Here is a 20,053-nt window from a genome sequence, read left to right as displayed (position 1 = left end):
AGGCAGGTTTACACGATATACAAGGTATATCGTGTAAACAAGAGGACCGGGCCCTCGGTCAGAGGGCCCGGTCACCGGGGTTCAGCGCAGGGTGAGCGGGGTCTCGGATGCGACGTGGGACAGCTTCTCCGGGTTGCGGACGAAGTAGAGGCCGGTGATGCGGGCGTCCTCGGCATGGATCGCGATGACGCCGTCGATCTCCCCGTCCAGGCGTACGACGAGTGCCGGGCTGCCGTTGACCACGGTGGGGCAGAGGGCGACGACCACGCTTCCGGCCCTGCCGGCCATGCCGGCGAAGAGGCGGGCCACCTTGCCGGCGCCGATGACCGGCCGCACCGCAGCGTGCTTGACGCCGCCGCCGTCGCCCATATAGACGACCTCGGGGGCGAGGACGTCGAGGAGGCCCTGAAGATCCCCGGTTTCGAACGCGCGCTGGAACGACTCCAGGGCCACCCGGGTCTGGCTCGGGGAGACCGCCTGGCGAGGGCGGCGGGCATCGACGTGCCGGCGGGCGCGGTGCGCGATCTGGCGGACGGCCGCAGGGCTCTTGTCGACGGCGGCCGCGATCTCCTCGTAGCCGATGTCGAAGACCTCGCGCAGCACGAAGACGGCGCGCTCGGTCGGCGACAGCGTCTCCAGGACGAGCATCATCGCCATCGACACGCTCTCGGCGAGCTCCACGTCGTCGGCCACGTCCGGCGCGGTGAGCAGCGGCTCGGGCAGCCAGGGGCCGACGTACGCCTCCTTGCGGCGGGTCAGGGTGCGCAGCCGGTTGAGCGCCTGCCGGGTCGTGATCCGGACCAGGTACGCGCGCTGGTCGCGCACCTGCTCCAGGTCGACCTTGACCCAGCGCAGCCAGGTCTCCTGGAGGACGTCCTCGGCGTCGGCCGCCGATCCGAGCATCTCGTAGGCGACGGTGAAGAGGAGGTTGCGGTGGGCGACGAAGGTCTCGGTCGCCGGGTCGGTGGCGTGGTCGGTCGCCGGGTCGGTGGCGTGGTTGGTGGCGTGGTTGGTGGCGCGGTCGGTCATCTGCCGACCCCTCTCCTGCGCGGCCGGGCCCGGTCTCCGACCGCCTTCAAGCGTGCATCCACAGCAACGTCCCTTTCGTCGTCAGCCGTTGGCGGCAGTTCGATCTTGGCTAGGATGCCCGGTCAGCGGTGGCCGGTACCTCGTCGCGCCTGGCCTGCAGCAGCTCCTGGCGCTTGGTGCCTCCTGAGACGCGGTGCAAGCGGTACGAACCGGGCTTGCCCGCCTCGTCCGCCAGATGCTTGACGGTGCCCGTGCACACGAACTCCTTGAGCTTCGCGCCGAGGCCACCGTCGATGTGGAACCACAGCGCGACGTCGTACTTGTGGGCGAACTGGAAGATGCCGCCGCGCCGGCCCAGGCTGATGCACTGGCCGGCGAACGCCTGGTTGAGGGTCGAGGGCTGCTCGCCGTCCATCCGGCTGAGCACCGTGTCGGCGGCCCGCGCGCCCAGCGGCATCGCGGCCTGGCAGCTCATGCGCAGCGGCAGGTCCGACGGCGCCGCCGAGTCCCCGGCCGCGACGACGTGCGCGTCGTCCACGCTCGTCAGGGTCTCGTCCGTGAGCAGGCGGCCCAGGGCGTCGGTGCTCAGCCCGCTTCGGGCGGCCAGGTCCGGCACGCCGAAGCCGGCGGTCCAGATGGTCACCTCGCTCGGCAGCTCGCGGCCGCCACCGAGCCGCACGGCATCGCGGGTCACGGCCGTCACCTTCGCGTCGGGGCCTTCGAGCACGGTCACACCGAGGCCGGCCAGCCGCTTGGCCACCGAGCGCCGGCCCCGGGGGTGCAGGTACGGGCCGAGCACCTCGCCGCAGACCAGGGTCACGGTACGGCCCTGCTCAGCCAGTTCGGCGGCGGTCTCGATGCCGGTCGGACCGCCGCCGACCACGGTCACCGCGGCCGTCGCGGGCGCGGCGTCGAGGACCGGCCGCAGCCGCTGCGCCTCCTCCAGGTCGGCGATCGGGTATGCGAACTCGGCCGCTCCGGGCACGCGCGGGTCGGCGCTGCCGCTGCCCACCGCGTAGACCAGGTAGTCGTAACCGACCGTGCCTCCGGTCGCCAACGCCACGCTGCGCCCGGCCGTGTCGATCCGTGTCACGGTGTCGACCACCAGATCGACGCCCTCGGCCAGGACCTGCCGGTAGTCGACGACCGCGTCGTGCGAGCCGCCCACCAGCTGGTGCAGCCGGATCCGCTCGACGAAGTCCGGGCGCGGGTTGATCAGCGTCACTGTCACGTCTTCGCGCTGCGTCAGGCGATTGGCGGCCATGACTCCGGCGTATCCGCCGCCGATCACGACCACATCGGTGTGCCTGGTCATGGTGTCTCCTTCGTCGTTCCAAGGGGTTCGACCTCAAGACACCGCGTGACCGACCGCTGTGACAGCGTGTGAGGCAGGTCACTTCGGTCGGCGTCGGCCCGGCGCCCGGACAGGCCGCCCCCACCCCCTCCCGGGACACTTTCGTGGTACCGGCGTATCAACATCATGGTACGGTCGTACCACGAAGAATGGATCTTCCCGGAGGTGCCCAGTGCCCGAGAACACGACCCGTGTGCGCCGCGACATCGGCCGCTATGTGAACGACACCTTGCGCGACCGGTACTTCGCCGCCTGCGACGCGCTCTTCGCGATGGGCGCGCCCATACGCTCCGAGACGGACGTCGAGACCAGCTTCGGCACCACGCACGTCTACCGCTACGGGCCGGCGGACCCCGCCGCCGAGTCCCGCACGCCGGTCGTGCTGATCCACGGCTCCGGCGGCTGCTCGGCCATGTGGTACCCCAACACCCGCGCGCTCAGCGCCGACCGCCCCGTCTACGCGCTCGACACCCCCGGCGACCCCGGCCGCAGCATCCACCGCGAACCGATGTGGCAGCCCGAGCGGGCCGCCCAGTGGATGGACGAGGCCCTCGACGCGCTCGGCCTCGACCGGGTCCACCTCGTCGGCTCCTCCTACGGCGGCTGGCTGGTCATCAACCAGGCACACCGCCGGCCCGGCCGGCTCGCCTCGGTCACCGCCCTCGACCCCGGCGGCCTGGAGAAGGTCGGCCTGCGCTTCTTCGTCTGGATCTTCGCGAGCCTCTTCGCCACCTACGCGCCCAAGGCCCTGCGCCCGCGCCTGGCCGCCTGGCTGGAACAGCCGGTCATTACCGTTCCCGAGCTGCGTACGTGGATCCAGGCCGGCGTCCGGGCCTTCCGCATCCGCCGCCCCGCACCGCTGCCACTGGCCGAGGACGCACTGCGCTCCATCCGGACGCCGTTCTACCTGATCATGGGCAAGCGCAGCCTTCTCGTGCACCCGCAGCGGCAGTCGGAGCGCGTACCGCGGCTGATCCCCGGAGCCCGCGCCGAGATCATCGCCGCGACGGGCCACGGGCCGCAGATCGACCATCCCGACGTGGTCAACGCCCGAATGCTGGGCTTCATGGAGGACGTCGACTCCCTCCACCCGGCCGGGGCCGACGGCGTGGTCGACGCGTAGGACCTGCGGCCGGGCACACCGGTGCGCCGGACGGACCGGCGCGCCCGGCGGACCGGCGTCAGGAGAAGGGGCCCGCCTCAGCCCGCTCCGGCACCGAGCAGCAGCGCCCTCGCGCGCTCGGTGCGGCGCCGCAGCAGGTAGGCGTACGGAGACGCGCCGTAGGCGAGCCGGAACTGGCGGCTGAGGTGCCCGGCCGGCATGTCCACACTGCGGGCGAGCGCCACGACGTCCAGCGGTCGCGCGTACTCCCGGTCGATCCGGTCCCGGACGCGGCGCAGCCGCGCGAGGCCCTTCAGGCGCTGCGCCTCGACCAGTGCGCGCCTCCACTCGGGATGACACATGGGAGAGCTCCCTTCATCGATCCATCGATGCCCGTGCGTACTCGGGGTGCGGAACGGCTCAGCGGAGCTCCTGGACGCGGACCAGGTTGCCCGCGGGGTCGCGGAAGGCGCAGTCGCGGATGCCGTACGGCTGCTCGGTCGGCTCCTGGACGATCTCGGCGTCGCCGGACTGCAGCTTCTCGAAGGTGCCGTCGAGGTCCTTGGTGGCCAGCAGGATCCAGCCGTACGTGCCCTTGGCCATCATCTCGGCGATGGTGCGGCGCTCGGCTTCGGTGATGCCGGGGTCGGCGGCCGACGGCGCCAGGAGAATCGACGTGTCCGGCTGGCCGGCGGGGCCGACGGTGATCCAGCGCATGTTTCCCTGCCCTACGTCGCTGCGGACCTCGAAGCCGAGGACGTCGCGGTAGAAGACCAGGGCGGCGTCCGGATCGTCGTGCGGGAGGGTGCTCATGTGAATGGAGATGTCCATGTCCACCACGCTAACTGCGGTCCGGTGGACGGTGCTTCTCGAATCCTGACCGGTCCGGCCACCTGCCTCGCCCGTGGACCACCGCCCGGCAGTACTTAGGATTCCGCCGTGAACGACACCACACACGGCATGCGGATCAGACCCGGCGGCCCGGCCGACGCACCGGCCATTCTGGAGATGCTCGACTCCGCGGTGGCCTGGATGAACGCGCGCGGCAACACCGAGCAGTGGGGCACGACACCGTACTCGCAGAAGCCCGGCGGGGCGGCGCGGGTCGAGCGGTACACGACCGAGAACGCCCCGTACATCGCGGAGTTGGACGGAACACCGGTCGGAGCCCTGGTCCTGGACTCCGGGCCCAGCCCGCAACTGCCGATCGCGCCGGCCGGCGAGCCCGAACGGTACGTCCGGCTGCTGGTCTCCGACCGGCGGTACGCCGGTCGGGGCGTCGGGGCGGCGCTGCTGGCCCGTGCCGCCGAGGAGGCCCGCAGGGCCGGCGTGGAGCTGCTGCGGGTCGACTGCTGGGCGGGCGGCGGCGGCGAACTGGTCGCGTTCTACGAGCGCAACGGCTTCACCCCCACCGAGCGCTACCTGTCCGACACCTGGCCGGGACAGGTACTGGCCAGACGGGTCCGGTAAGGACTCGCGGCGCCGACCGCGGAGGCGACCCTGCGCGTGAGTCAATATCTGTGCCCGCGAGATGAGAATTTGACCGACCGCGCGCTGAGAGTTTTTACGGCACCGAAGGGATTGGAAGCGTTTATCACACACGGTCCGTCGGGGCATGCTACTGTCGATACCAGTTGCAGTTGTGGTTCCCAAAACTTCAAGCACCCGGTCGGATTTTATGCCGCCAGGCTGCTTGCGCATTTCCGGTCGTTTTTCCGGTGGGGTAATCATCGCGGCGACACGAGGTCCGCACGGTGCGGATCCCGTTGTACTGCCCCAAAGGAGATATGACATGGCTACTGGTACCGTGAAGTGGTTCAACGCGGAAAAGGGTTTCGGCTTCATCGAGCAGGACGGTGGCGGCGCTGACGTGTTCGCCCACTACTCGAACATCGCCGCCCAGGGCTTCCGCGAGCTGCAGGAAGGCCAGAAGGTCAGCTTCGACATCGCGCAGGGCCAGAAGGGCCCGACGGCCGAGAACATCGTTCCCGCCTGACGCTGACGCGTACTTCGTAGCTGGGGCCCGCATCCCTCGGGGTGCGGGCCTCAGCTGCACGCATTTTCCCCGCAGTGGGTTCACCTGCGGGACGACCCGAGGATTCCACGGTCCCCTCGTACGGGGATCCCTCACTCGGGGAGCGGATCACCTCCGCACCGTGTCACCCATTCCAGCACCTGCGCCCGCATTTTGATGTGCGCCGGCCAGGTTCGCTTTCGCGTTCCATTCGGCCATTCTTGCAATTCTCCATGCCGCTCATCGCTGCGGGAATTCCTTGATATGCGCCGCATCGAGGAAGGTTCCGCATGAACCGCACACGTACGAACAATCGCTCCTCCCGCACGGTCGGAGGCCGCTCCGACGGCTCCGCGCGCGGAGCCCGCTTCGGCGCGCCGGCCCCCAGCCGTTCCGGCGGGCAGTCCCGTTCCGGCGGCCAGTCCCGTTCCGGCGGCTACGGCCGCCGCCCCGCAGCCGTGCAGGGTGAGTTCGCCCTGCCCAAGACGATCACCCCCGGGCTGCCCGCCGTCGAGGCGTTCGCCGATCTCGACATGCCCGGCCAGCTCCTCGCCGCGCTCGGCACCGAGGGTGTGAGCGTCCCCTTCCCGATCCAGGCCGCGACCCTGCCGAACACCCTCGCGGGCCGCGACGTACTCGGTCGCGGGCGCACCGGGTCCGGCAAGACCCTCGCCTTCGGCCTCGCCCTGCTGGCCCGTACCGCCGGCCGGCGGGCCGAGCCCCGGCAGCCGCTGGCCCTGGTGCTCGTCCCCACCCGCGAGCTCGCCCAGCAGGTGACCGACGCCCTCACGCCGTACGCCCGCTCCGTGAAGCTGCGGCTGACCACGGTCGTGGGCGGTATGTCGATCGCCAAGCAGGCCGGCGCCCTGCGCGGTGGTGCGGAGGTGGTCGTCGCGACCCCCGGGCGCCTCGCCGACCTGATCGAGCGCGGCGACTGCCGGCTCGGCCAGGTGGAGATCACCGTGCTCGACGAGGCCGACCAGATGGCCGACATGGGCTTCATGCCGCAGGTCACGGCCCTGCTCGACCAGGTACGCCCGGAGGGGCAGCGCATGCTGTTCTCGGCGACCCTCGACCGCAACGTCGACCTGCTCGTGCGCCGCTACCTCAGCGATCCCGTCGTCCACTCCGTCGACCCCTCGGCCGGCGCGGTGACCACGATGGAACACCACGTACTGCACGTCCACGGCGCCGACAAGCACGCCACGACCACGCAGATCGCCGCCCGCGACGGCCGCGTGATCATGTTCCTGGACACCAAGCACGCCGTCGACCGGCTGACCCAGGACCTCCTCAACAGCGGAGTACGGGCCGCCGCCCTGCACGGCGGCAAGTCCCAGCCCCAGCGCACCCGCACCCTGGCCCAGTTCAAGACCGGGCACGTGACGGTGCTGGTCGCCACCAACGTCGCCGCCCGCGGCATCCACGTCGACAACCTGGACCTCGTGGTCAACGTGGACCCGCCCACCGACCACAAGGACTACCTCCACCGCGGCGGACGCACCGCCCGCGCCGGCGAGTCCGGCAGCGTCGTCACCCTCGTCACGCCCAACCAGCGCCGCGACATGAGCCGTCTCATGGTTGCCGCCGGGATCGTCCCGCAGACCACCCAGGTCCGCTCCGGCGAGGCCGAACTGCACCGCATCACCGGCGCCCAGGCCCCCTCCGGCATCCCCGTCGTCATCACGGCACCGGTGAGCGAGCGCCCCAAGCGCAGCGCCGCCTCACGCGGCCGGCGCGGCCGGCCCTCGCAGGCAGCGCGCCGTAACACCCAGCGGCAGCCGGCACTGGGCACGGCCGCCTGAAGCACCTCCCCCAGGTCGACCACTCTCCCCTTCTCCCTGTGAGGCAATCATGCGCTGTGTCATCGCCCGATTCCCGTTCGACCTCACCAAGAGCGGCGTGCTGGAATCGATGAAGGGCGTCAAGCCCGAACCCGTCGTCGGCGAGTCCGTGATCATCGGCCGCCGCGTCTACCCGGTCAAGCAGGTCGGCCAGGTCATCACCCGCCAGGACCGCCGCGACTTCAGCGCCGGCGAAGTCGTCCGGGCCATGACCCAGCTCGGCTTCACCTGCCGCGGACTGCCCGAGGCCCCCGCCCCCGCGCGCGGCATCGACCCGCTCCAGCGGGCGTCCGCGCTCCTCGGCTCCCCCGTGTCCGTCTGAGCGACGGGCCGGGCCGCCCAGCGGCACCGCAACGACACCGAGGGCCCCGACCGGCACACGCCGGCCGGGGCCCTCGTCGCGTACGGAACGCGGTGCCCGGTCAGGTCGGCCAGCGCCGGGAGCGGCCGATGGTGTTGAATTTCCTCCGGGGCCCCGGGTGCCGTTCGGCGCCGGGGCCCCCGACGCGTTCCCAAGAGGAGGTGCAGATGACAGCGGATGACTCGCTCGGCGGCCGACTGGACGACGACGACTACCCCGCCTACACGATGGGCAGGGCCGCCGAGCTGCTCGGCACCACCCCCGGCTTCCTCCGGGCCATCGGAGAAGCCCGCCTGATCACACCGCTGCGCTCCGAAGGCGGACACCGCCGCTACTCCCGCTACCAGCTGCGCATCGCGGCCCGCGCCAGGGAACTCGTCGACCAGGGCATGCAGGTCGAGGCCGCCTGCCGCATCGTCATCCTGGAGGACCAGCTCGAAGAGGCACAGCGGCTCAACGCCGAATTCCGCCGTGCCGCGGGATCACCGCCCGACACCTCTGCCTGACTCCGGTCTGCCTGTCCCCAGGTCTGCCTGACTCCCGGTCTGCCTGACTCCCGGTCTGCCTGGCTGAGGGCGGGCGCCACGCCACTGCCGCCCGCCGACTGGGCCCGGCCGACGGTCAGGAAGGCGTGAAGATGCGGTCCAGGTGGTGGCGGAGCACCGCGACGGCCGAATCGGGGGTGCGCTGGCCCACGAGGATGCTGGTGCCCATGGTCGCCGTCATCGCGAGCAGGCTGATCGCCTCCGTGCGCGCGTCGGCACGGCGGTCGGCCAGGCCGGATTCCTGGGCCTGCCGGAACAGGCCGGTCAGGGCGTTCTCCGCGGCGTCGGGGTTGTCGATGAAGGGCTGGGCGGCCAGCGCCTCGTCGGTCACGGACAGGATCGCGTAGGAGCTGTAGAGGAGATGGAAGGTGCGGCTCTCCTCGTCGGTCGGCAGGGAGGCCAGCAGCAGCGCCTCCACGGTCGCGCGGGCACCGGGGTCCGGTCCGGCGGCGGCGAGACGGGCGCCCACCCGCGCGGTGAAGCGGTCGGTGAGGTGCTGGAGCCCGTAGAAGAGCAGCTTCTCCTTGGTCTGGAAGTAGTACTGGACGAGCCGCAGGGACACGCCCGCCTCGGCTGCCACGTCCCGCATCCCGACCGCGTGCAGTCCCTGCCGGCCGGCGACGCGGATGAGCGCCTCGGCGATCTGGGTCCGCCGTTCCTCGTGGTCAACGCGCTTGGGCATGTACCGGGTCTCCGCCGTCGGTGGTGGGTTCGCGGTCCGGTCCGCCCGGACAGGTTCATGGTACCGACGTATCAACGAATGCGGGCCCCGCCCGGGAGGGGCGGGGCCCGCGGGTCCCGGTGCGGGGGACTTCAGGCCAGGATCTTGGCCTTGGCCCGGTCGAATTCCTCCTGGGTGATATCACCCTTGTCCTTCAGCGCGGAGAGCTTGTGCAGCTCGTCCGCCGAACCGCCGCCCGACCCGGCCGCTTTCTGGACGTACGTCTTGAAGGCCTCGTCCTGCTCCTTGAGCTGTTTCACGTCCCGCTGGCTCATGCTCTTGCCTCGGGCGATGACGTAGATGAAGACGCCGATGAACGGCAGCAGCAGGACGAGGACGAGCCAGCCCGCCTTCCCCCAGCCCCCGAGCTCGTGGTCACGGAAGATGTCCGTCACGACCTTGAAGAGGAGGAAGAACCACATGATCCACAGGAAGAGCCACAACATCGTCCAGAAGAGGTTGAGAAGCGGATAGTCATCCATGCTCGGCTCCGATCATGAAGGCGGTTCTTCATTCATACAGTCGGTGCACGAGGTCCGCATTCCGAGCGGACGGCGGAAGCGGTCCACGAGCCCGTGCTCCGGTCGCGCTACGCCTTCCGCCGTCTTCTCCTGAAGCCATGGACCACACCGCATCCGAATGGGGGGACCCGGCCGGCCCGACCGACCGGGGGCACGGTCGCCTGCTCGTCGGATGCCTGCTCCGCTCGACCGCCTCGATCGTCCTGCTCACCGCGCTCTACTACCTCGCCCCGCTGGACGACGGATTCGGCGTCCTCGCGGTCGTCCTGCTGGTGCTCGGCCTGCTGCTCTTCGGCGGGGTGGTCGTCCACCAGGCCGCCGCCATCACCCGTGCGGAGCATCCGAGGCTGCGCGCCGTCGAGGCGCTGGCCACCGCCGTCCCGCTGTTCCTGGTGCTCTTCGCCGCGACGTACTTCATGCTCGCCGTGGAAATTCCGCAGACGTTCTCGGAGCGGCTGAACCGGACCGACGCGCTGTACTTCACCGTCACCGTGTTCACGACCGTCGGATTCGGGGACATCGTGCCCCTCACGGAGACCGGCCGCGCGCTGGCCACCGTGCAGATGGTCGCCGACCTGATCGTGCTGGGCGTGATCGTCAAGGCCCTCGTCGGCGCGGTCAGGATCGGGATACGCAGGCGCGGGAGCCCGCTCCCGCCGCTGGAGGACGAGCCGTGAACGGCCGCGGCCGCGGCCCGGCCGGTCCCGGCGGCGGAGGCCTCCGTCCGGGTGGACCATCGAGGGGAAAGGGAGGTGCCCCATGACGGAGCCGCGCCCTCGGTCCGACCCCCCGCCCATCGGGACCGGGCCGCAGGAGGCCCTGGTCCTGCGGGACATGCTCCGCAACCCCGGCTACCTCAAAGTGCTCGCCTTCTGCGGCCTGATCGGCATCCCGGTGTCCCTCGCCGCCTTCTGGTTCCTCGTCCTGCTGCACGAACTGGAGCACACCCTGTGGGCGGACCTCCCCCGGGCGCTGGGCTGGGACGCCCCGCCGTGGTGGTGGCCGCTCCCCCTGCTGCTCGTCGCCGGAACCGTGGTCGGCCTGGTCGTCACCCACCTGCCCGGTGGGGGCGGCCACGTGCCCGCCGCCGGACTGCACACGGTGGGCACCTCTCCCGCGGTCCTGCCCGGGGTCGTCATCGCGGCGCTGGCCAGCCTTCCGCTCGGCGCGACCCTGGGTCCGGAGGCCCCGCTGATCGCCCTGGGCGGCGGCCTGGCCGTGCTGTTCCGGAACCTCGCGCAGGCGCCGGCGACCCCGCAGAGCACCGCGCTCCTGGGGGCGGCCGGCGCCGCGGCCGCGATCTCCGCCATCTTCGGCAACCCGCTGATCGCCGCGGTGCTGCTGATCGAGGTGGCGGGTGTGGGCGGGCCGCAGCTGTTCGCCGTCATGCTGCCCTCCCTGCTGTCCAGCGGCATCGGATACCTGGTGTTCACCGGACTCGGACGCTGGACCGGGCTGTCGACCGGGGACCTGTCGCTGGGCTCGGCCCTCCCGGAGGCCCACCTGGACGTGGGGGACGTGCTCTGGGCGCTGGCCATCGCCGTGGTCCTCGCCCTCGTCCTGCACCCCGTACTGACCTGGGCCCGGGCGGTCGCCACGTACGTCACGGGACGGCCCCTCGTCCGGACCGTCCTGTGCGCCCTCGGCGCCGCGGCCTGCGCCGCCCTCTACGCGCTGATCACCGGCCGTTCCCCCGCCGAGGTCGCCTCCTCCGGCCAGGCCGCGACCGCCGCGCTGGCCACCGACCCGCACGCCTGGGGCATCGGGGCGCTGCTCGCCGTCCTGCTGTTCAAGGGCGTCGCCTACACGCTCTGCCTCGGCGGCCTGCGCGGCGGCCCCGTCTTCCCCGCGCTCTTCCTCGGGGCCGCGGCGGGCGTGCTCCTGTCGTCCCTGCCGGGCCTGGGCGTCGTACCGGGGTTCGCGGCGGGCATGGCCGCGGCGCTGGCGGCCGTGATGCGGCTGCCGGTGAGCAGCGTGGTCCTGGTGACCCTGATCCTCGACACCTCGGCCATGATGCCCGTCGTGATCCTCGCGGCCGTGGTCTCCTTCGTCGTCAGCGAGCTGCTGCCGCCCCACGGGCACGCGGAGGAGAAGGCGGAGAGGGCGGTGGCCGGGGCCCCGTAACCCCGGCCGCCGGAGGGCCTGTCAGCAGGCTGTCAGCACCGGAGGCCGGTGGACGCGGCGGTCGTGGCCTCGTCCAGCTTCTGGACCTGCGGCTGGAGCTGGGTGAGCGCCTGCTGGCCGGTCGTGTCCCCCGGGAGGCCCTCGTAGCCCTTCTTCAGGTCCTCGGCGGCCGCCTTGACCGCGGCCTGCTCCGACTCCCTCAGCTTGGACAGGTTCTCCTTGACGTTGTCCCAGTCGCTCTGGACCGCGTCGTACGCCTCCTTGATCTGGTCCTTGGTCGCCGTCGCCGGATTCAGGGCCTTCAGTTTCGCGTTGTCGGCCTTGAGCGCGCCCAGGTCGGTGCACAGGTCGGCGGCGGCCTTGGTGGCCTCTTCGGCGGGCGAACTGTCGTCGGAGCACGCGGCGAGACCGAATGCCGCGCTGACGCAGAGCACACCGATCACCGGGAATCGCTTCATGGACGGGCCTTCCTCAACGGGAGTGGACTGACGAGTGGGAACCTTTCGGGCATACACGACAAAATATGCATATCCGAGCGCATCCCGCACGCGCTCCTCCCCCCGTCGGCCGACCGGGGCGGGCCGCCCACCCGCGCGGCCGAGGGGCCGGCCCGTACCGCCGGACCGGTGACCCGCAGGGGCCCGGAAACCTGAACACTCATACGACTTTCTGACGTACATATCCACTGCCGCACCTGCGGAAATGCGGACGGGGCGCTTCAGAAATTTGATGGCGCGCCGGGCTCCGGGACGGGAAAGTTTCCCCGCCGGCCGGTTCCCCCCGTGCTACTGTGATCTCAGTTGCAGTTGTGGTTCCCAAAAAACTTACAAGTGCTCTCACCAGCTTTTTCGGTGAGCGCACTTTTTATTTGCCGGTGCATTTCCGGCCGGGGCGACAATCTCAGCGACTCCGGTTTCGCACGGTGCGATTCCGGGCAATGCCCCGAAGGAGAATTCATATGGCATCTGGCACCGTGAAGTGGTTCAACGCGGAAAAGGGCTTCGGCTTCATCGAGCAGGAGGGTGGCGGCGCGGACGTGTTCGCCCACTACTCGAACATCGCCTCTTCCGGCTTCCGTGAGCTTCAGGAAGGCCAGAAGGTCACCTTCGACGTCACGCAGGGCCAGAAGGGCCCGCAGGCCGAGAACATCGTTCCTGCCTGACGCTGACGCGTACTCCGCGGCTGGGGCCCGCACCCTCTTGGGTGCGGGCCCCAGCCCGTCGCGTTCCGGGCCCTCGTCCGCCCGCGCTTGCTAGAGTCACTGCCCATGTCGATTCCTGACGACCTGCTCCTCGACATCGCCTCCATGGTCGAGTCGGAGCAGACCAATCAGATGTCCCTGACCGTCGTGGTGCACGGCGCCGTCGTCACCGGCCGGCTGGCCCCCGAGAGCGTGTGGCGCCAGCGCGTGGCCGAGGTCCTGGAGGACTCCGACCAACTGGGCCCGTTCGCAGGCATCTTCAGGGAACCCGAACAGGGCGGCCGTACCCGGCCCGCGGCCGGACCACCCTCTCACCTGCACTTCCACGTGGCCCGCATCCTCCAGGGAACCCTGGGGATCCCGGAGACCGGCGGGATGTACCGGATCGCCGTCAAGGACGTCAGTGCCTGGACGGTCGGGGACTTCAGCTACTCCGACAAGTAGGCCGTCCCGCACGGCCGAAGGCGGGCCGGACCCCGCTGCTCGGCGAGACCCCCTATGGCCTCTGGCGCGCGGGAGTCCGGATGTGTTCGCGCTCGGGTACACGGACACTTGGATTCCGCTCGCGTCCCACGGGCGAAAGCCAGGGGTACGACCGGTGCCCGGGCCGGTCTCCGCTCAGTCGGCGGACCGCTGGTCGGGCGGTGTTTCACGTGAAACACCCGGTCCGGGAGGCCGGTTGGCCCGGTGCGGCGCCCCCGCGCGGGAGCCCGGCGGGCGCCGCCGGGCAGTTCAACCCAGTCGATCGCCTCAGGACCCGGCGGGCCGCTTGCTCCTACTGTCTTGGCCATGGACAACAACTCTGTGACCGCCACAGCGACCACCGCGCAGAAGCTGCGGATCGCCGTCATCGTCGGCTCCACCCGCGAGGGCCGCTTCGGACCCACCGTCCGCGACTGGTTCGTTCCGCTCGCGGAGCAGCACGGTGACTTCGAGGTCGACGTCATCGACGTCGCCGGGCTGGAACTGCCCGCCGTACAGCCGGGTTGGCGCACCGCCCCGACCCCCGAGCTGAGCGAGCTGTCCGCACGGGTGGGCGCCGCCGACGGATTCGTCGTCATCACCCCCGAGTACAACCACAGCTTCCCCGGGCACCTGAAGCTCTTCATCGACCTGCACCGCGACGAGTGGAAGGCCAAGGCCGTCGCCTTCGTGTCCTACGGCGGCGTCGGCGGCGGGCTGCGCTCGGTCGAGCACCTGCGTCAGGTCTTCGGCGAGCTGCACTGCGCCCCGATGCGCGACGGGGTCAGCTTCCACGGCGCCTGGGACCACTTCGGCGAAGGCGGCCGGGCGCACGACGCGCAGGGCGCGACCGGTGCCGCCAAGACCATGCTCGACCAGCTCGCCTGGTGGTCCCAGACCCTGCGCGACGGCCGCACCTCCCGTCCGTACAGCGTCTAGACCGGTCGGGCCCTCGCGACAGGACGTACGCACATGACCACGATGCAGGATCCCGCCCCGCCGGGTGCCCCGGCGCGGCCCGGCTCCTCGGCCGTCGCGATCACCATGGTGGTGATCGCGGGCTCGTTCATGACCGTCCTCGACACCACCATCCTCGGTGTCGCGCTGGACGGCCTCTCCCAGCACTTCCACTCCCCGCTCGCCACCATCCAGTGGACGGCCACGGGCTACATGCTGGCCCTCGCCGCCGTCATCCCGCTCACCGCCTGGGCGGCGGGCAGGTTCGGGAGCAAGCACCTGTACATCGTCTCCGTCAGCCTGTTCACGGCCGGTTCGGCCCTGGCCGGCGCTGCCTGGAGCACCGAGTCGCTGATCTTCTTCCGCGTCCTGCAGGGGCTCGGCGGGGGCATGGTCGTCCCGCTGGGGATGGCCATAGTGATCAACGCCGCCGCGCCGGAGCACAAGGGCCGGATGATGGGGCTGCTGGGCATCCCCGTCCTGGTCGGGCCGCTCGTCGGCCCGGTCCTCGGCGGCTGGCTGGTCGACGCGGCGTCCTGGCGCTGGATCTTCCTCATCAACGTGCCGATCGGCGTGCTGACGGTGGTGCTGGCCGTGCTGATCCTCCCCCGGGACACCGTGCGGGCATCCCACCGGCTCGATGTGACCGGCCTGCTGACGCTGTCTCCGGGACTGGCCGCGCTGATCTACGGTCTCGCCACGGGCGGCGAGTCCGGTGACTTCGCTTCGGCCAAGGTGCTGGTCCCCACGCTCGGCGGCGCGGCGCTGGTGGTTGCCTTCGTCGTACGGGCCCTCACCGCCTCCGCCCCGCTGCTGGACCTGCGCCTCCTGCGGGTACGGGCCTTCGCGGCGGGGATCGGCACCATGGCGCTGTTCGCCGGGGCGTATTTCGGGGCCCTGATGCTGGTGCCGATGTACTACCAGCTCGTACGGGGCGAGAGCGCGACCATGTCCGGGCTGCTGGGCGTGCCCCAGGTGCTCGCCACCGGGATCACCCTGCAGATCGCGAGCCGTCTGACGGACCGGGTCCCGGCGGGGCGGATCGTGCCGATCGGCGTCACCCTGGCGGTCATCGGCTACGGGACGTTCACGGCCCAACTCGGCCCGGACGCCCCGTACTGGCGGCTGATCGTCTCGCTGACCGTGGCCGGGGCGGGGGTCGGGATGACGATGATGCCGACCGTCACCGGCGCGACCCGCGGCTTCGCACCGCCACAGGTGCCGGCCGCCAGCACGCTGATCAACATCAACTCGCAGGTCGCGGGATCGATCGGTACCGCGCTGCTGTCGGTGCTGCTGACCACGGCCGCGGCGGAGCACGGCGGGCTGGCCGCTGCCCAGGGGCTGGACGCGGCGGCCCGCGCCGAACTGGCCCCCTCGCTGGCCGATGCCTTCCAGCACACCTATGTGTGGGTGGTCGTCCTGATGGCCGCCTCCATGATCCCGGCCCTCTGCCAGCCGCGGAAGAAGTACGCGTGACCGTGCGGGGAGCCCGGGATCCCGGGCTCCCCGCGCTTCCCTCGACCTCCGCTAGCGCGGCAGGCCTTCGAGGAAGTCCCGCTGGTCGGCGAGGAGCCCCGGCGGGAAGACGGCGCGCGGGGCGAACACGGCCGTCAGGGTCAGCCGCCAGGGGGAACGCTCGACGGGGGTGCGGAGCAGGGCGTGCGTCGCGGCCGGATAGCGGCGGACGGTGAGGGTCCCGGGCGTGAGCAGGGCCCGGTAGACGGCCTCGGTCTCCGCCCCGTCGACGTTCAGGTCGTCGGCGCCCGAGATCAGCAGCACCGGGACGGCCCCCGCGGCCCGCATCGCCCGCAGGTCCCCGGTCGCGTCCGCGGTGTGGTTCCGGCTGATGAACGACCAGCGCTCCGCGGTGAGTTCCGGGTCGGCGCCCGGACTCGCGCGGTACTCCTCGTACGACGCCCCGCGCCGCAGCAGCGCCAGGGTGGACTCCCGGGTGCGCAGGGCCGCCGCCGTGCGGTCGGCGTCGGCCCCGGCCGCGCGGAGTCCGGCGCGCAGGTGGTACTCCCCCTGGCGCTGCCAGTTCACGGCGGTGCCGACCGCGATGACGAAGCGGATGCCCGGCGCGGGGGCCTGCGCCACCACCTTGGGCAGCACCCATCCGGCCTGGCTGGCACCCCACAGGCCGATCCGGTCGGCGTCGATCCCGGGCCGGGTACGGGCCCAGGCGATGGCGTCGGTGGTCTCGCGGGCCCGGTCGTCCATGGACTGGGCGAGCCAGTCGGCGGGCTTGTCGAGGGAGAGCGAGGCGTATCCGGCGCGGGCGAAGGCCTCCCAGTAGGGCCGGTAGAACCCGTCGTGGGTGGCGTCGGTCTCGCCGTCCCCGTGCACGAAGACCACGAGCGGGAAGGGGCCGGGCCCCTTACCGGCGGGGGTGGCCAGCACGCCGGGCAGGGCGCGGCCGGCGGCCGGGACGGTGACCCGCTCCTCGTGCAGGTCGTAGGCGTGCTGCCACAGGACGACGCCGGTGAGGGCGGCGGCCGACAGGACCACGGTGGCGAGGGCGAGGAGGAGGGCGGTGCGCAGGGGGCGGCGGGCCTTGCGGTGGGGCTCGGTCATGAGGGGCTCCCATTTCGCTCGTTTCATAAACGATCGTAGCTTGCATGAACGTATTAAGCTTGTGCGTATGACGACGGAGAGCGTGGAGCTGCGACGCGGAGTGCCCGAAGGGGCCGGGGCGCGCGTCGCCGAGCTGTACTGGGAGGCCTTCGGGGGCAAGCTGGGCGCAGCGCTCGGCCCCGCGGCGGCCGGGCGCCGGTTCATCGCCTCGCACCTGCACGCGGACCGGGCCGTGACCGCGCTGTCCGGCGGCCCGGACGGCCGGGTCGTGGGCGTGGCGGGCTACCAGCTCGCCGGGCGCGGCCTGGTCGGCGGGGACGCGGCCGCGGTCAGGGCGGCGTACGGGCGGGTCAGGGGCCTGTACCGGGTGTTCCTGCTGGCGCTGCTGGAGCGGACACCGGTCCGGGACGAGCTGGTCATGGACGGCATCGCCGTGGACCCCGCCGAGCGGGGCCGGGGCATCGGCGGGCTGCTGCTGCGGGAGATCGAGGCGATCGCCGTGGAGCAGGGCTGCCGGCGGATCCGGCTCGACGTGGTCGCGGACAACCCGCGGGCGCGGGCCCTGTACGAACGGCACGGGTTCCGGGCGGTGAAGGTACGGCGGACGCCGTGGCTGCGGGACGTACTGGGATTCGGGGCCGTGACGACGATGCACAAGGCGGTACGGCGATGAGCGGCACGAGCCCGGCGGACGGCGCGGGACCGGCGGACGGGACGAGCCCGGCGGGGGCGGGACCGGCGGCGCCTGCGGTCCCCACGCGGATGGTCGTGCACGCGCTGGTCCGGGAGGACGGCACGGTGGACGGGGCCGAGCTGTACGAGGTCGCGGGGCTCCTCGGCATGACCGACCAGCAGGTGCGGCTGTGCGTGAAGCGGCTGGTGGCGGAGGGACGGTTCGGGCTGGAGGGGCGGGGGCGGCGGTCCGTACTGCGGCTGACGGGTACGGGCGCCGGGGCGGGGGCCGTAGCCGGGGCGGGGCCGGAGCTGGCGGCGCTCGTACCCGAGGTGGGGTTCGTACGGCACGCGTACCGGCAGGACCGGGGCCTGGAGCCGTGGGACGGGGTCTGGCACGCCTTCGCCTTCGCCGTCCCGGAGTCCGCGCGGGCGGCTCGCGATGCCCTGCGGGACGCGCTGACCGGGCTCGGGGCGGCCCCGGTGCAGGGCGGGCTGTACGTCACGCCGAACGCGATCGGGCCGTACGTACGGGCCCGCGCGGCGGAGCTGGGGGTGGAGCGGGCGCTGACCTGCCTGAGCACCCGGGACCTCGCGGTGGGCGGGATCACCGACCCGGTGGCCCTGGCGGCCCGGCTGTGGCCGCTCCCGGAAATCGCGGACCGGTACGAGGCCCTGCGCGCCCTCGCGGCTTCCGCAGCCGAACCGTGGGGTGGGGACACGCCGGAGGGTCCCCGCAGGACGAGCGCGCAACCCGGGCCGCACGTCCGTAGCGGAACCTCCGTGCGCGAGCCGAGGAGATCCTCCGGCGGGGCACCGCCCCACACCGACCACGCCCAAGCCCCCGCAGGGGCAACCACACCGCCCTGCGCCCCGAACCCGGCCAAGCCCCCCGCAGGGGCAACGGCAACCGCTCAAGCCATCGCCCTCGCCGCCGCCCTGTCCGACGCGATGGTTCCGGACCCGCTGCTCCCGCCGGAACTGCTGCCCCAGCCGTGGCCGGGGACAGTGGCCCGGGCCGCCGCGGCCCGGGCCTGGGCCAGGCTCCGCGAAACCGCCCCCGCCGGAGGCCCGCGGCTGTTCCGCCTGTACGGGGACGCGCTGACCGGGCTCGGACCTGGAGGTTTGTAGGGGTACCGTGTATTTGGCCCGGGTATATCCCCTGAGACAGCGCGACGACGACTCCGGCACCGCCGGGGCCCCACGGTCGGAGGAGCGCAGGCCATGCACCGTACAGAGCTCACAGACGTCGCAACCCACGAGGCCAGGATCCTGTCCGTGTCCCTGTTCCGGAGACTGGCCGAGCTGGAGCAGGGCAGCGCCGAGTACTCGTACGTCCGCAACACCCTCGTCGAGCTGAACCTCAGCCTCGTGAAGTACGCCGCCCGCCGGTTCCGTGGCCGGAGCGAGCCGATGGAGGACATCGTCCAGGTCGGCACGGTCGGCCTGATCAAGGCCATCAACCGGTTCGACCCGGACCGCGGGGTGGAGTTCACCTCCTTCGCGATGCCGACGATCAGCGGCGAGATCAAGCGGTTCTTCCGGGACACGAGCTGGGCCGTCAAGGTCCCGCGACGGCTCCAGGAGCTGCGGATCGACGCGGCCAAGGCGCACGACGCCCTGGAGCAGGACCTCGGCCGCGCGCCCACGGACGTCGAGCTGGCGGAGCACCTGCACGTCACCCCCGCCGAGCTGGCGGAGGGCCGCAAGGCGGCGCACGCGTACTCCGCGCGCTCCCTGGACGCGCCGGTGCAGGAGGACGGCGGCGACCGGGACGCCTACGCGGGACAGCCCTCGCTCGGCGAGGAGGAGGCGGCGTACGACCGGATCGAGTGCCTGGAGTCGCTCAAGCCGATACTGGCCGGGCTCCCCGACCGTGAGCGCACCCTGCTCGCGCTGCGGTTCGGGCAGGAGCTCACGCAGTCCGAGATAGGCGACCGGCTGGGCCTGTCCCAGATGCACGTGTCGCGACTGCTGACCCGGACCCTGGCACGGCTGCGCACGGGCCTGCTGAGCGACGACGACGAACCGGCGGGCGAACCGGCCGGCGAACCGCCGGACGAACCCGCCCCCGAGGGGACGGCTACGGCAGCGGATCCCGCGCCCGAGCCCCGTCCGGCCGCCGGCTCCGCGCCGGAACCTCCAGCCAGACCGTCTTGCCGGGCCGCCCGTCCCCGGACGGCACCGAGCCCCAGTTCCGCGCGAGCCGTTCCAGCACGATCAGCCCGTGCCCTCCCGGCAACGCACGGTCGCCGGGCAGGCGACGGCGCGGAGACTCGGGGCTGTCGTCGCTGACCTCGACGCGCAGGCGTTCCGGGGTGTGCCGCAGGATCAGCTCGCGCGGGCCGCCGGCGTGCAGGCAGGCGTTGGTCACCACCTCGGAGACCAGGAGGAGCACGTCCTCCACGGCCTCGGGCCGCGCCTGCCACTGCCAGTCGGCCAGCGCCTGCCGGGTGAAGTCCCGGCACCGGCTCACGACCCCGGCCGTGGCACCGCCCAGGACCAGCCGCCGCGTCTGCTCGGTCACAGGGCCTCCTGTCTCCGCGCCGCGCTTACCCCCGTCAAAGGA

General features: G+C 71.9%; 22 protein-coding genes and 2 pseudogenes. 15 read left to right on the top strand and 9 right to left on the bottom strand.

The window, feature by feature from the left end; translation table 11 throughout:
* Positions 1-81 precede the first annotated feature (81 nt).
* Together OG447_RS07940 and OG447_RS07935 are read right to left on the bottom strand one after the other, a co-directional pair.
* Complete coding sequence (locus OG447_RS07940) at positions 82-1,029, bottom strand: RNA polymerase sigma-70 factor (protein ID WP_266935757.1); 948 nt, start codon at positions 1,027-1,029, stop codon at positions 82-84.
* 109 nt (positions 1,030-1,138) lie between these two features.
* Positions 1,139-2,344, bottom strand: a complete 1,206-nt coding sequence (locus OG447_RS07935; RefSeq protein WP_266935756.1) for an NAD(P)/FAD-dependent oxidoreductase — start codon at positions 2,342-2,344, stop codon at positions 1,139-1,141.
* Positions 2,345-2,555: 211 nt separating this feature from the next.
* On the opposite strand from OG447_RS07935, the gene OG447_RS07930 reads away from it, so the two are divergent.
* Positions 2,556-3,506: an alpha/beta fold hydrolase gene (locus OG447_RS07930; RefSeq protein ID WP_266935755.1), complete on the top strand. Its 951-nt coding sequence runs from the start codon at positions 2,556-2,558 to the stop codon at positions 3,504-3,506.
* 98 nt (positions 3,507-3,604) lie between these two features.
* Here the strand turns inward: OG447_RS07930 and OG447_RS07925 are convergent.
* A pseudogene (locus tag OG447_RS07925) lies at positions 3,605-3,847 on the bottom strand (AraC family transcriptional regulator); the annotation flags it as partial.
* 58 nt (positions 3,848-3,905) lie between these two features.
* A complete protein-coding gene (locus OG447_RS07920; RefSeq protein WP_266935754.1) occupies positions 3,906-4,316 on the bottom strand; it encodes a VOC family protein in 411 nt (136 codons plus the stop codon).
* Between the two features lie 108 nt (positions 4,317-4,424).
* Between OG447_RS07920 and OG447_RS07915 the strand changes: the two genes are divergently transcribed.
* The 5 genes from OG447_RS07915 to OG447_RS07895 all read left to right on the top strand — a co-directional run bounded on the left by OG447_RS07915 (position 4,425) and on the right by OG447_RS07895 (position 8,210).
* Positions 4,425-4,955 carry a GNAT family N-acetyltransferase gene (locus tag OG447_RS07915; RefSeq protein WP_266935753.1) on the top strand — a complete coding sequence of 177 codons (531 nt, stop codon included), beginning with the start codon at positions 4,425-4,427 and terminating at the stop codon, positions 4,953-4,955.
* 322 nt (positions 4,956-5,277) lie between these two features.
* On the top strand, positions 5,278-5,481 hold the full coding sequence (locus OG447_RS07910; protein WP_030224351.1) for a cold-shock protein: 204 nt from the start codon (positions 5,278-5,280) through the stop codon (positions 5,479-5,481).
* Positions 5,482-5,789: 308 nt separating this feature from the next.
* Complete coding sequence (locus OG447_RS07905; protein WP_266935752.1) at positions 5,790-7,304, top strand: DEAD/DEAH box helicase; 1,515 nt, start codon at positions 5,790-5,792, stop codon at positions 7,302-7,304.
* Between the two features lie 49 nt (positions 7,305-7,353).
* Positions 7,354-7,665, top strand: a complete 312-nt coding sequence (locus OG447_RS07900) for an SCO5918 family protein (protein ID WP_266935751.1) — start codon at positions 7,354-7,356, stop codon at positions 7,663-7,665.
* Positions 7,666-7,871: 206 nt separating this feature from the next.
* A complete protein-coding gene (locus OG447_RS07895; RefSeq protein ID WP_266935750.1) occupies positions 7,872-8,210 on the top strand; it encodes a MerR family transcriptional regulator in 339 nt (112 codons plus the stop codon).
* 115 nt (positions 8,211-8,325) lie between these two features.
* Here the strand turns inward: OG447_RS07895 and OG447_RS07890 are convergent, their stop codons facing one another.
* Together OG447_RS07890 and OG447_RS07885 are read right to left on the bottom strand one after the other, a co-directional pair.
* Positions 8,326-8,931 carry a TetR/AcrR family transcriptional regulator gene (locus tag OG447_RS07890; protein ID WP_266935749.1) on the bottom strand — a complete coding sequence of 202 codons (606 nt, stop codon included), beginning with the start codon at positions 8,929-8,931 and terminating at the stop codon, positions 8,326-8,328.
* 131 nt (positions 8,932-9,062) lie between these two features.
* On the bottom strand, positions 9,063-9,452 hold the full coding sequence (locus OG447_RS07885; protein ID WP_266935748.1) for an SHOCT domain-containing protein: 390 nt from the start codon (positions 9,450-9,452) through the stop codon (positions 9,063-9,065).
* A 137-nt stretch (positions 9,453-9,589) separates the two neighbouring features.
* Here OG447_RS07885 and OG447_RS07880 point away from each other — a divergent pair, with 137 nt between their 5' ends.
* Complete coding sequence (locus OG447_RS07880) at positions 9,590-10,168, top strand: potassium channel family protein (protein ID WP_266935747.1); 579 nt, start codon at positions 9,590-9,592, stop codon at positions 10,166-10,168.
* 82 nt (positions 10,169-10,250) lie between these two features.
* On the top strand, positions 10,251-11,615 hold the full coding sequence (locus OG447_RS07875; protein WP_266935746.1) for a chloride channel protein: 1,365 nt from the start codon (positions 10,251-10,253) through the stop codon (positions 11,613-11,615).
* A gap of 32 nt (positions 11,616-11,647) precedes the next feature.
* Here OG447_RS07875 and OG447_RS07870 read toward each other — a convergent pair whose 3' ends face one another.
* A complete protein-coding gene (locus OG447_RS07870; RefSeq protein WP_266935745.1) occupies positions 11,648-12,073 on the bottom strand; it encodes a hypothetical protein in 426 nt (141 codons plus the stop codon).
* A gap of 500 nt (positions 12,074-12,573) precedes the next feature.
* On the opposite strand from OG447_RS07870, the gene OG447_RS07865 reads away from it, so the two are divergent.
* From OG447_RS07865 to OG447_RS07850, 4 genes are all read left to right on the top strand, one after another.
* Complete coding sequence (locus OG447_RS07865) at positions 12,574-12,777, top strand: cold-shock protein (RefSeq protein ID WP_030011983.1); 204 nt, start codon at positions 12,574-12,576, stop codon at positions 12,775-12,777.
* A 105-nt stretch (positions 12,778-12,882) separates the two neighbouring features.
* Positions 12,883-13,260 carry a hypothetical protein gene (locus OG447_RS07860; RefSeq protein ID WP_266935744.1) on the top strand — a complete coding sequence of 126 codons (378 nt, stop codon included), beginning with the start codon at positions 12,883-12,885 and terminating at the stop codon, positions 13,258-13,260.
* 345 nt (positions 13,261-13,605) lie between these two features.
* On the top strand, positions 13,606-14,217 hold the full coding sequence (locus OG447_RS07855; RefSeq protein WP_266935743.1) for an NADPH-dependent FMN reductase: 612 nt from the start codon (positions 13,606-13,608) through the stop codon (positions 14,215-14,217).
* Positions 14,218-14,250: 33 nt separating this feature from the next.
* Entirely contained in the window at positions 14,251-15,714 is a 1,464-nt protein-coding gene (locus OG447_RS07850; protein WP_266935742.1) for a DHA2 family efflux MFS transporter permease subunit, read from the top strand.
* Positions 15,715-15,765: 51 nt separating this feature from the next.
* Here the strand turns inward: OG447_RS07850 and OG447_RS07845 are convergent, their stop codons facing one another.
* Positions 15,766-16,812, bottom strand: coding sequence for a S9 family peptidase (locus OG447_RS07845; protein ID WP_266935741.1), 1,047 nt, complete (start codon positions 16,810-16,812; stop codon positions 15,766-15,768).
* Positions 16,813-16,879: 67 nt separating this feature from the next.
* Here OG447_RS07845 and OG447_RS07840 point away from each other — a divergent pair, with 67 nt between their 5' ends.
* From OG447_RS07840 to OG447_RS07830, 3 genes and pseudogenes are all read left to right on the top strand, one after another.
* Entirely contained in the window at positions 16,880-17,485 is a 606-nt protein-coding gene (locus tag OG447_RS07840) for an N-acetyltransferase (RefSeq protein ID WP_266935740.1), read from the top strand.
* Positions 17,482-18,615 carry a PaaX family transcriptional regulator C-terminal domain-containing protein gene (locus OG447_RS07835; RefSeq protein WP_266935739.1) on the top strand — a complete coding sequence of 378 codons (1,134 nt, stop codon included), beginning with the start codon at positions 17,482-17,484 and terminating at the stop codon, positions 18,613-18,615. Before OG447_RS07840 ends, OG447_RS07835 begins: the two co-directional genes overlap by 4 nt.
* 129 nt (positions 18,616-18,744) lie before the next feature.
* Positions 18,745-19,506: pseudogene (locus tag OG447_RS07830) on the top strand (SigB/SigF/SigG family RNA polymerase sigma factor); the annotation flags it as partial.
* Positions 19,507-19,567: 61 nt separating this feature from the next.
* On the opposite strand, the gene OG447_RS07825 reads toward OG447_RS07830, so the two are convergent.
* Entirely contained in the window at positions 19,568-19,960 is a 393-nt protein-coding gene (locus OG447_RS07825; protein WP_323181823.1) for an ATP-binding protein, read from the bottom strand.
* Between the last annotated feature and the right edge of the window lie 93 nt (positions 19,961-20,053).

The organism is Streptomyces sp. NBC_01408, assembly GCF_026340255.1.
Lineage (GTDB): Bacteria > Actinomycetota > Actinomycetes > Streptomycetales > Streptomycetaceae > Streptomyces.
This window is presented reverse-complemented; position numbering and strand designations above follow the sequence as displayed.

Coding starts and splice junctions, on each gene's coding strand:
- OG447_RS07905 (WP_266935752.1), top strand. CDS start 5,790: ATGAACCGCACACGTACGAACAATCGCTCCTCCCGCACGGTCGGAGGC.
- OG447_RS07875 (WP_266935746.1), top strand. CDS start 10,251: ATGACGGAGCCGCGCCCTCGGTCCGACCCCCCGCCCATCGGGACCGGG.
- OG447_RS07920 (WP_266935754.1), bottom strand. CDS start 4,316: ATGGACATCTCCATTCACATGAGCACCCTCCCGCACGACGATCCGGAC.
- OG447_RS07855 (WP_266935743.1), top strand. CDS start 13,606: ATGGACAACAACTCTGTGACCGCCACAGCGACCACCGCGCAGAAGCTG.
- OG447_RS07935 (WP_266935756.1), bottom strand. CDS start 2,344: ATGACCAGGCACACCGATGTGGTCGTGATCGGCGGCGGATACGCCGGA.
- OG447_RS07880 (WP_266935747.1), top strand. CDS start 9,590: ATGGACCACACCGCATCCGAATGGGGGGACCCGGCCGGCCCGACCGAC.
- OG447_RS07835 (WP_266935739.1), top strand. CDS start 17,482: ATGAGCGGCACGAGCCCGGCGGACGGCGCGGGACCGGCGGACGGGACG.
- OG447_RS07895 (WP_266935750.1), top strand. CDS start 7,872: ATGACAGCGGATGACTCGCTCGGCGGCCGACTGGACGACGACGACTAC.
- OG447_RS07870 (WP_266935745.1), bottom strand. CDS start 12,073: ATGAAGCGATTCCCGGTGATCGGTGTGCTCTGCGTCAGCGCGGCATTC.
- OG447_RS07865 (WP_030011983.1), top strand. CDS start 12,574: ATGGCATCTGGCACCGTGAAGTGGTTCAACGCGGAAAAGGGCTTCGGC.
- OG447_RS07890 (WP_266935749.1), bottom strand. CDS start 8,931: ATGCCCAAGCGCGTTGACCACGAGGAACGGCGGACCCAGATCGCCGAG.
- OG447_RS07900 (WP_266935751.1), top strand. CDS start 7,354: ATGCGCTGTGTCATCGCCCGATTCCCGTTCGACCTCACCAAGAGCGGC.
- OG447_RS07860 (WP_266935744.1), top strand. CDS start 12,883: ATGTCGATTCCTGACGACCTGCTCCTCGACATCGCCTCCATGGTCGAG.
- OG447_RS07845 (WP_266935741.1), bottom strand. CDS start 16,812: ATGACCGAGCCCCACCGCAAGGCCCGCCGCCCCCTGCGCACCGCCCTC.
- OG447_RS07885 (WP_266935748.1), bottom strand. CDS start 9,452: ATGGATGACTATCCGCTTCTCAACCTCTTCTGGACGATGTTGTGGCTC.
- OG447_RS07850 (WP_266935742.1), top strand. CDS start 14,251: ATGACCACGATGCAGGATCCCGCCCCGCCGGGTGCCCCGGCGCGGCCC.
- OG447_RS07910 (WP_030224351.1), top strand. CDS start 5,278: ATGGCTACTGGTACCGTGAAGTGGTTCAACGCGGAAAAGGGTTTCGGC.
- OG447_RS07840 (WP_266935740.1), top strand. CDS start 16,880: ATGACGACGGAGAGCGTGGAGCTGCGACGCGGAGTGCCCGAAGGGGCC.
- OG447_RS07940 (WP_266935757.1), bottom strand. CDS start 1,029: ATGACCGACCGCGCCACCAACCACGCCACCAACCACGCCACCGACCCG.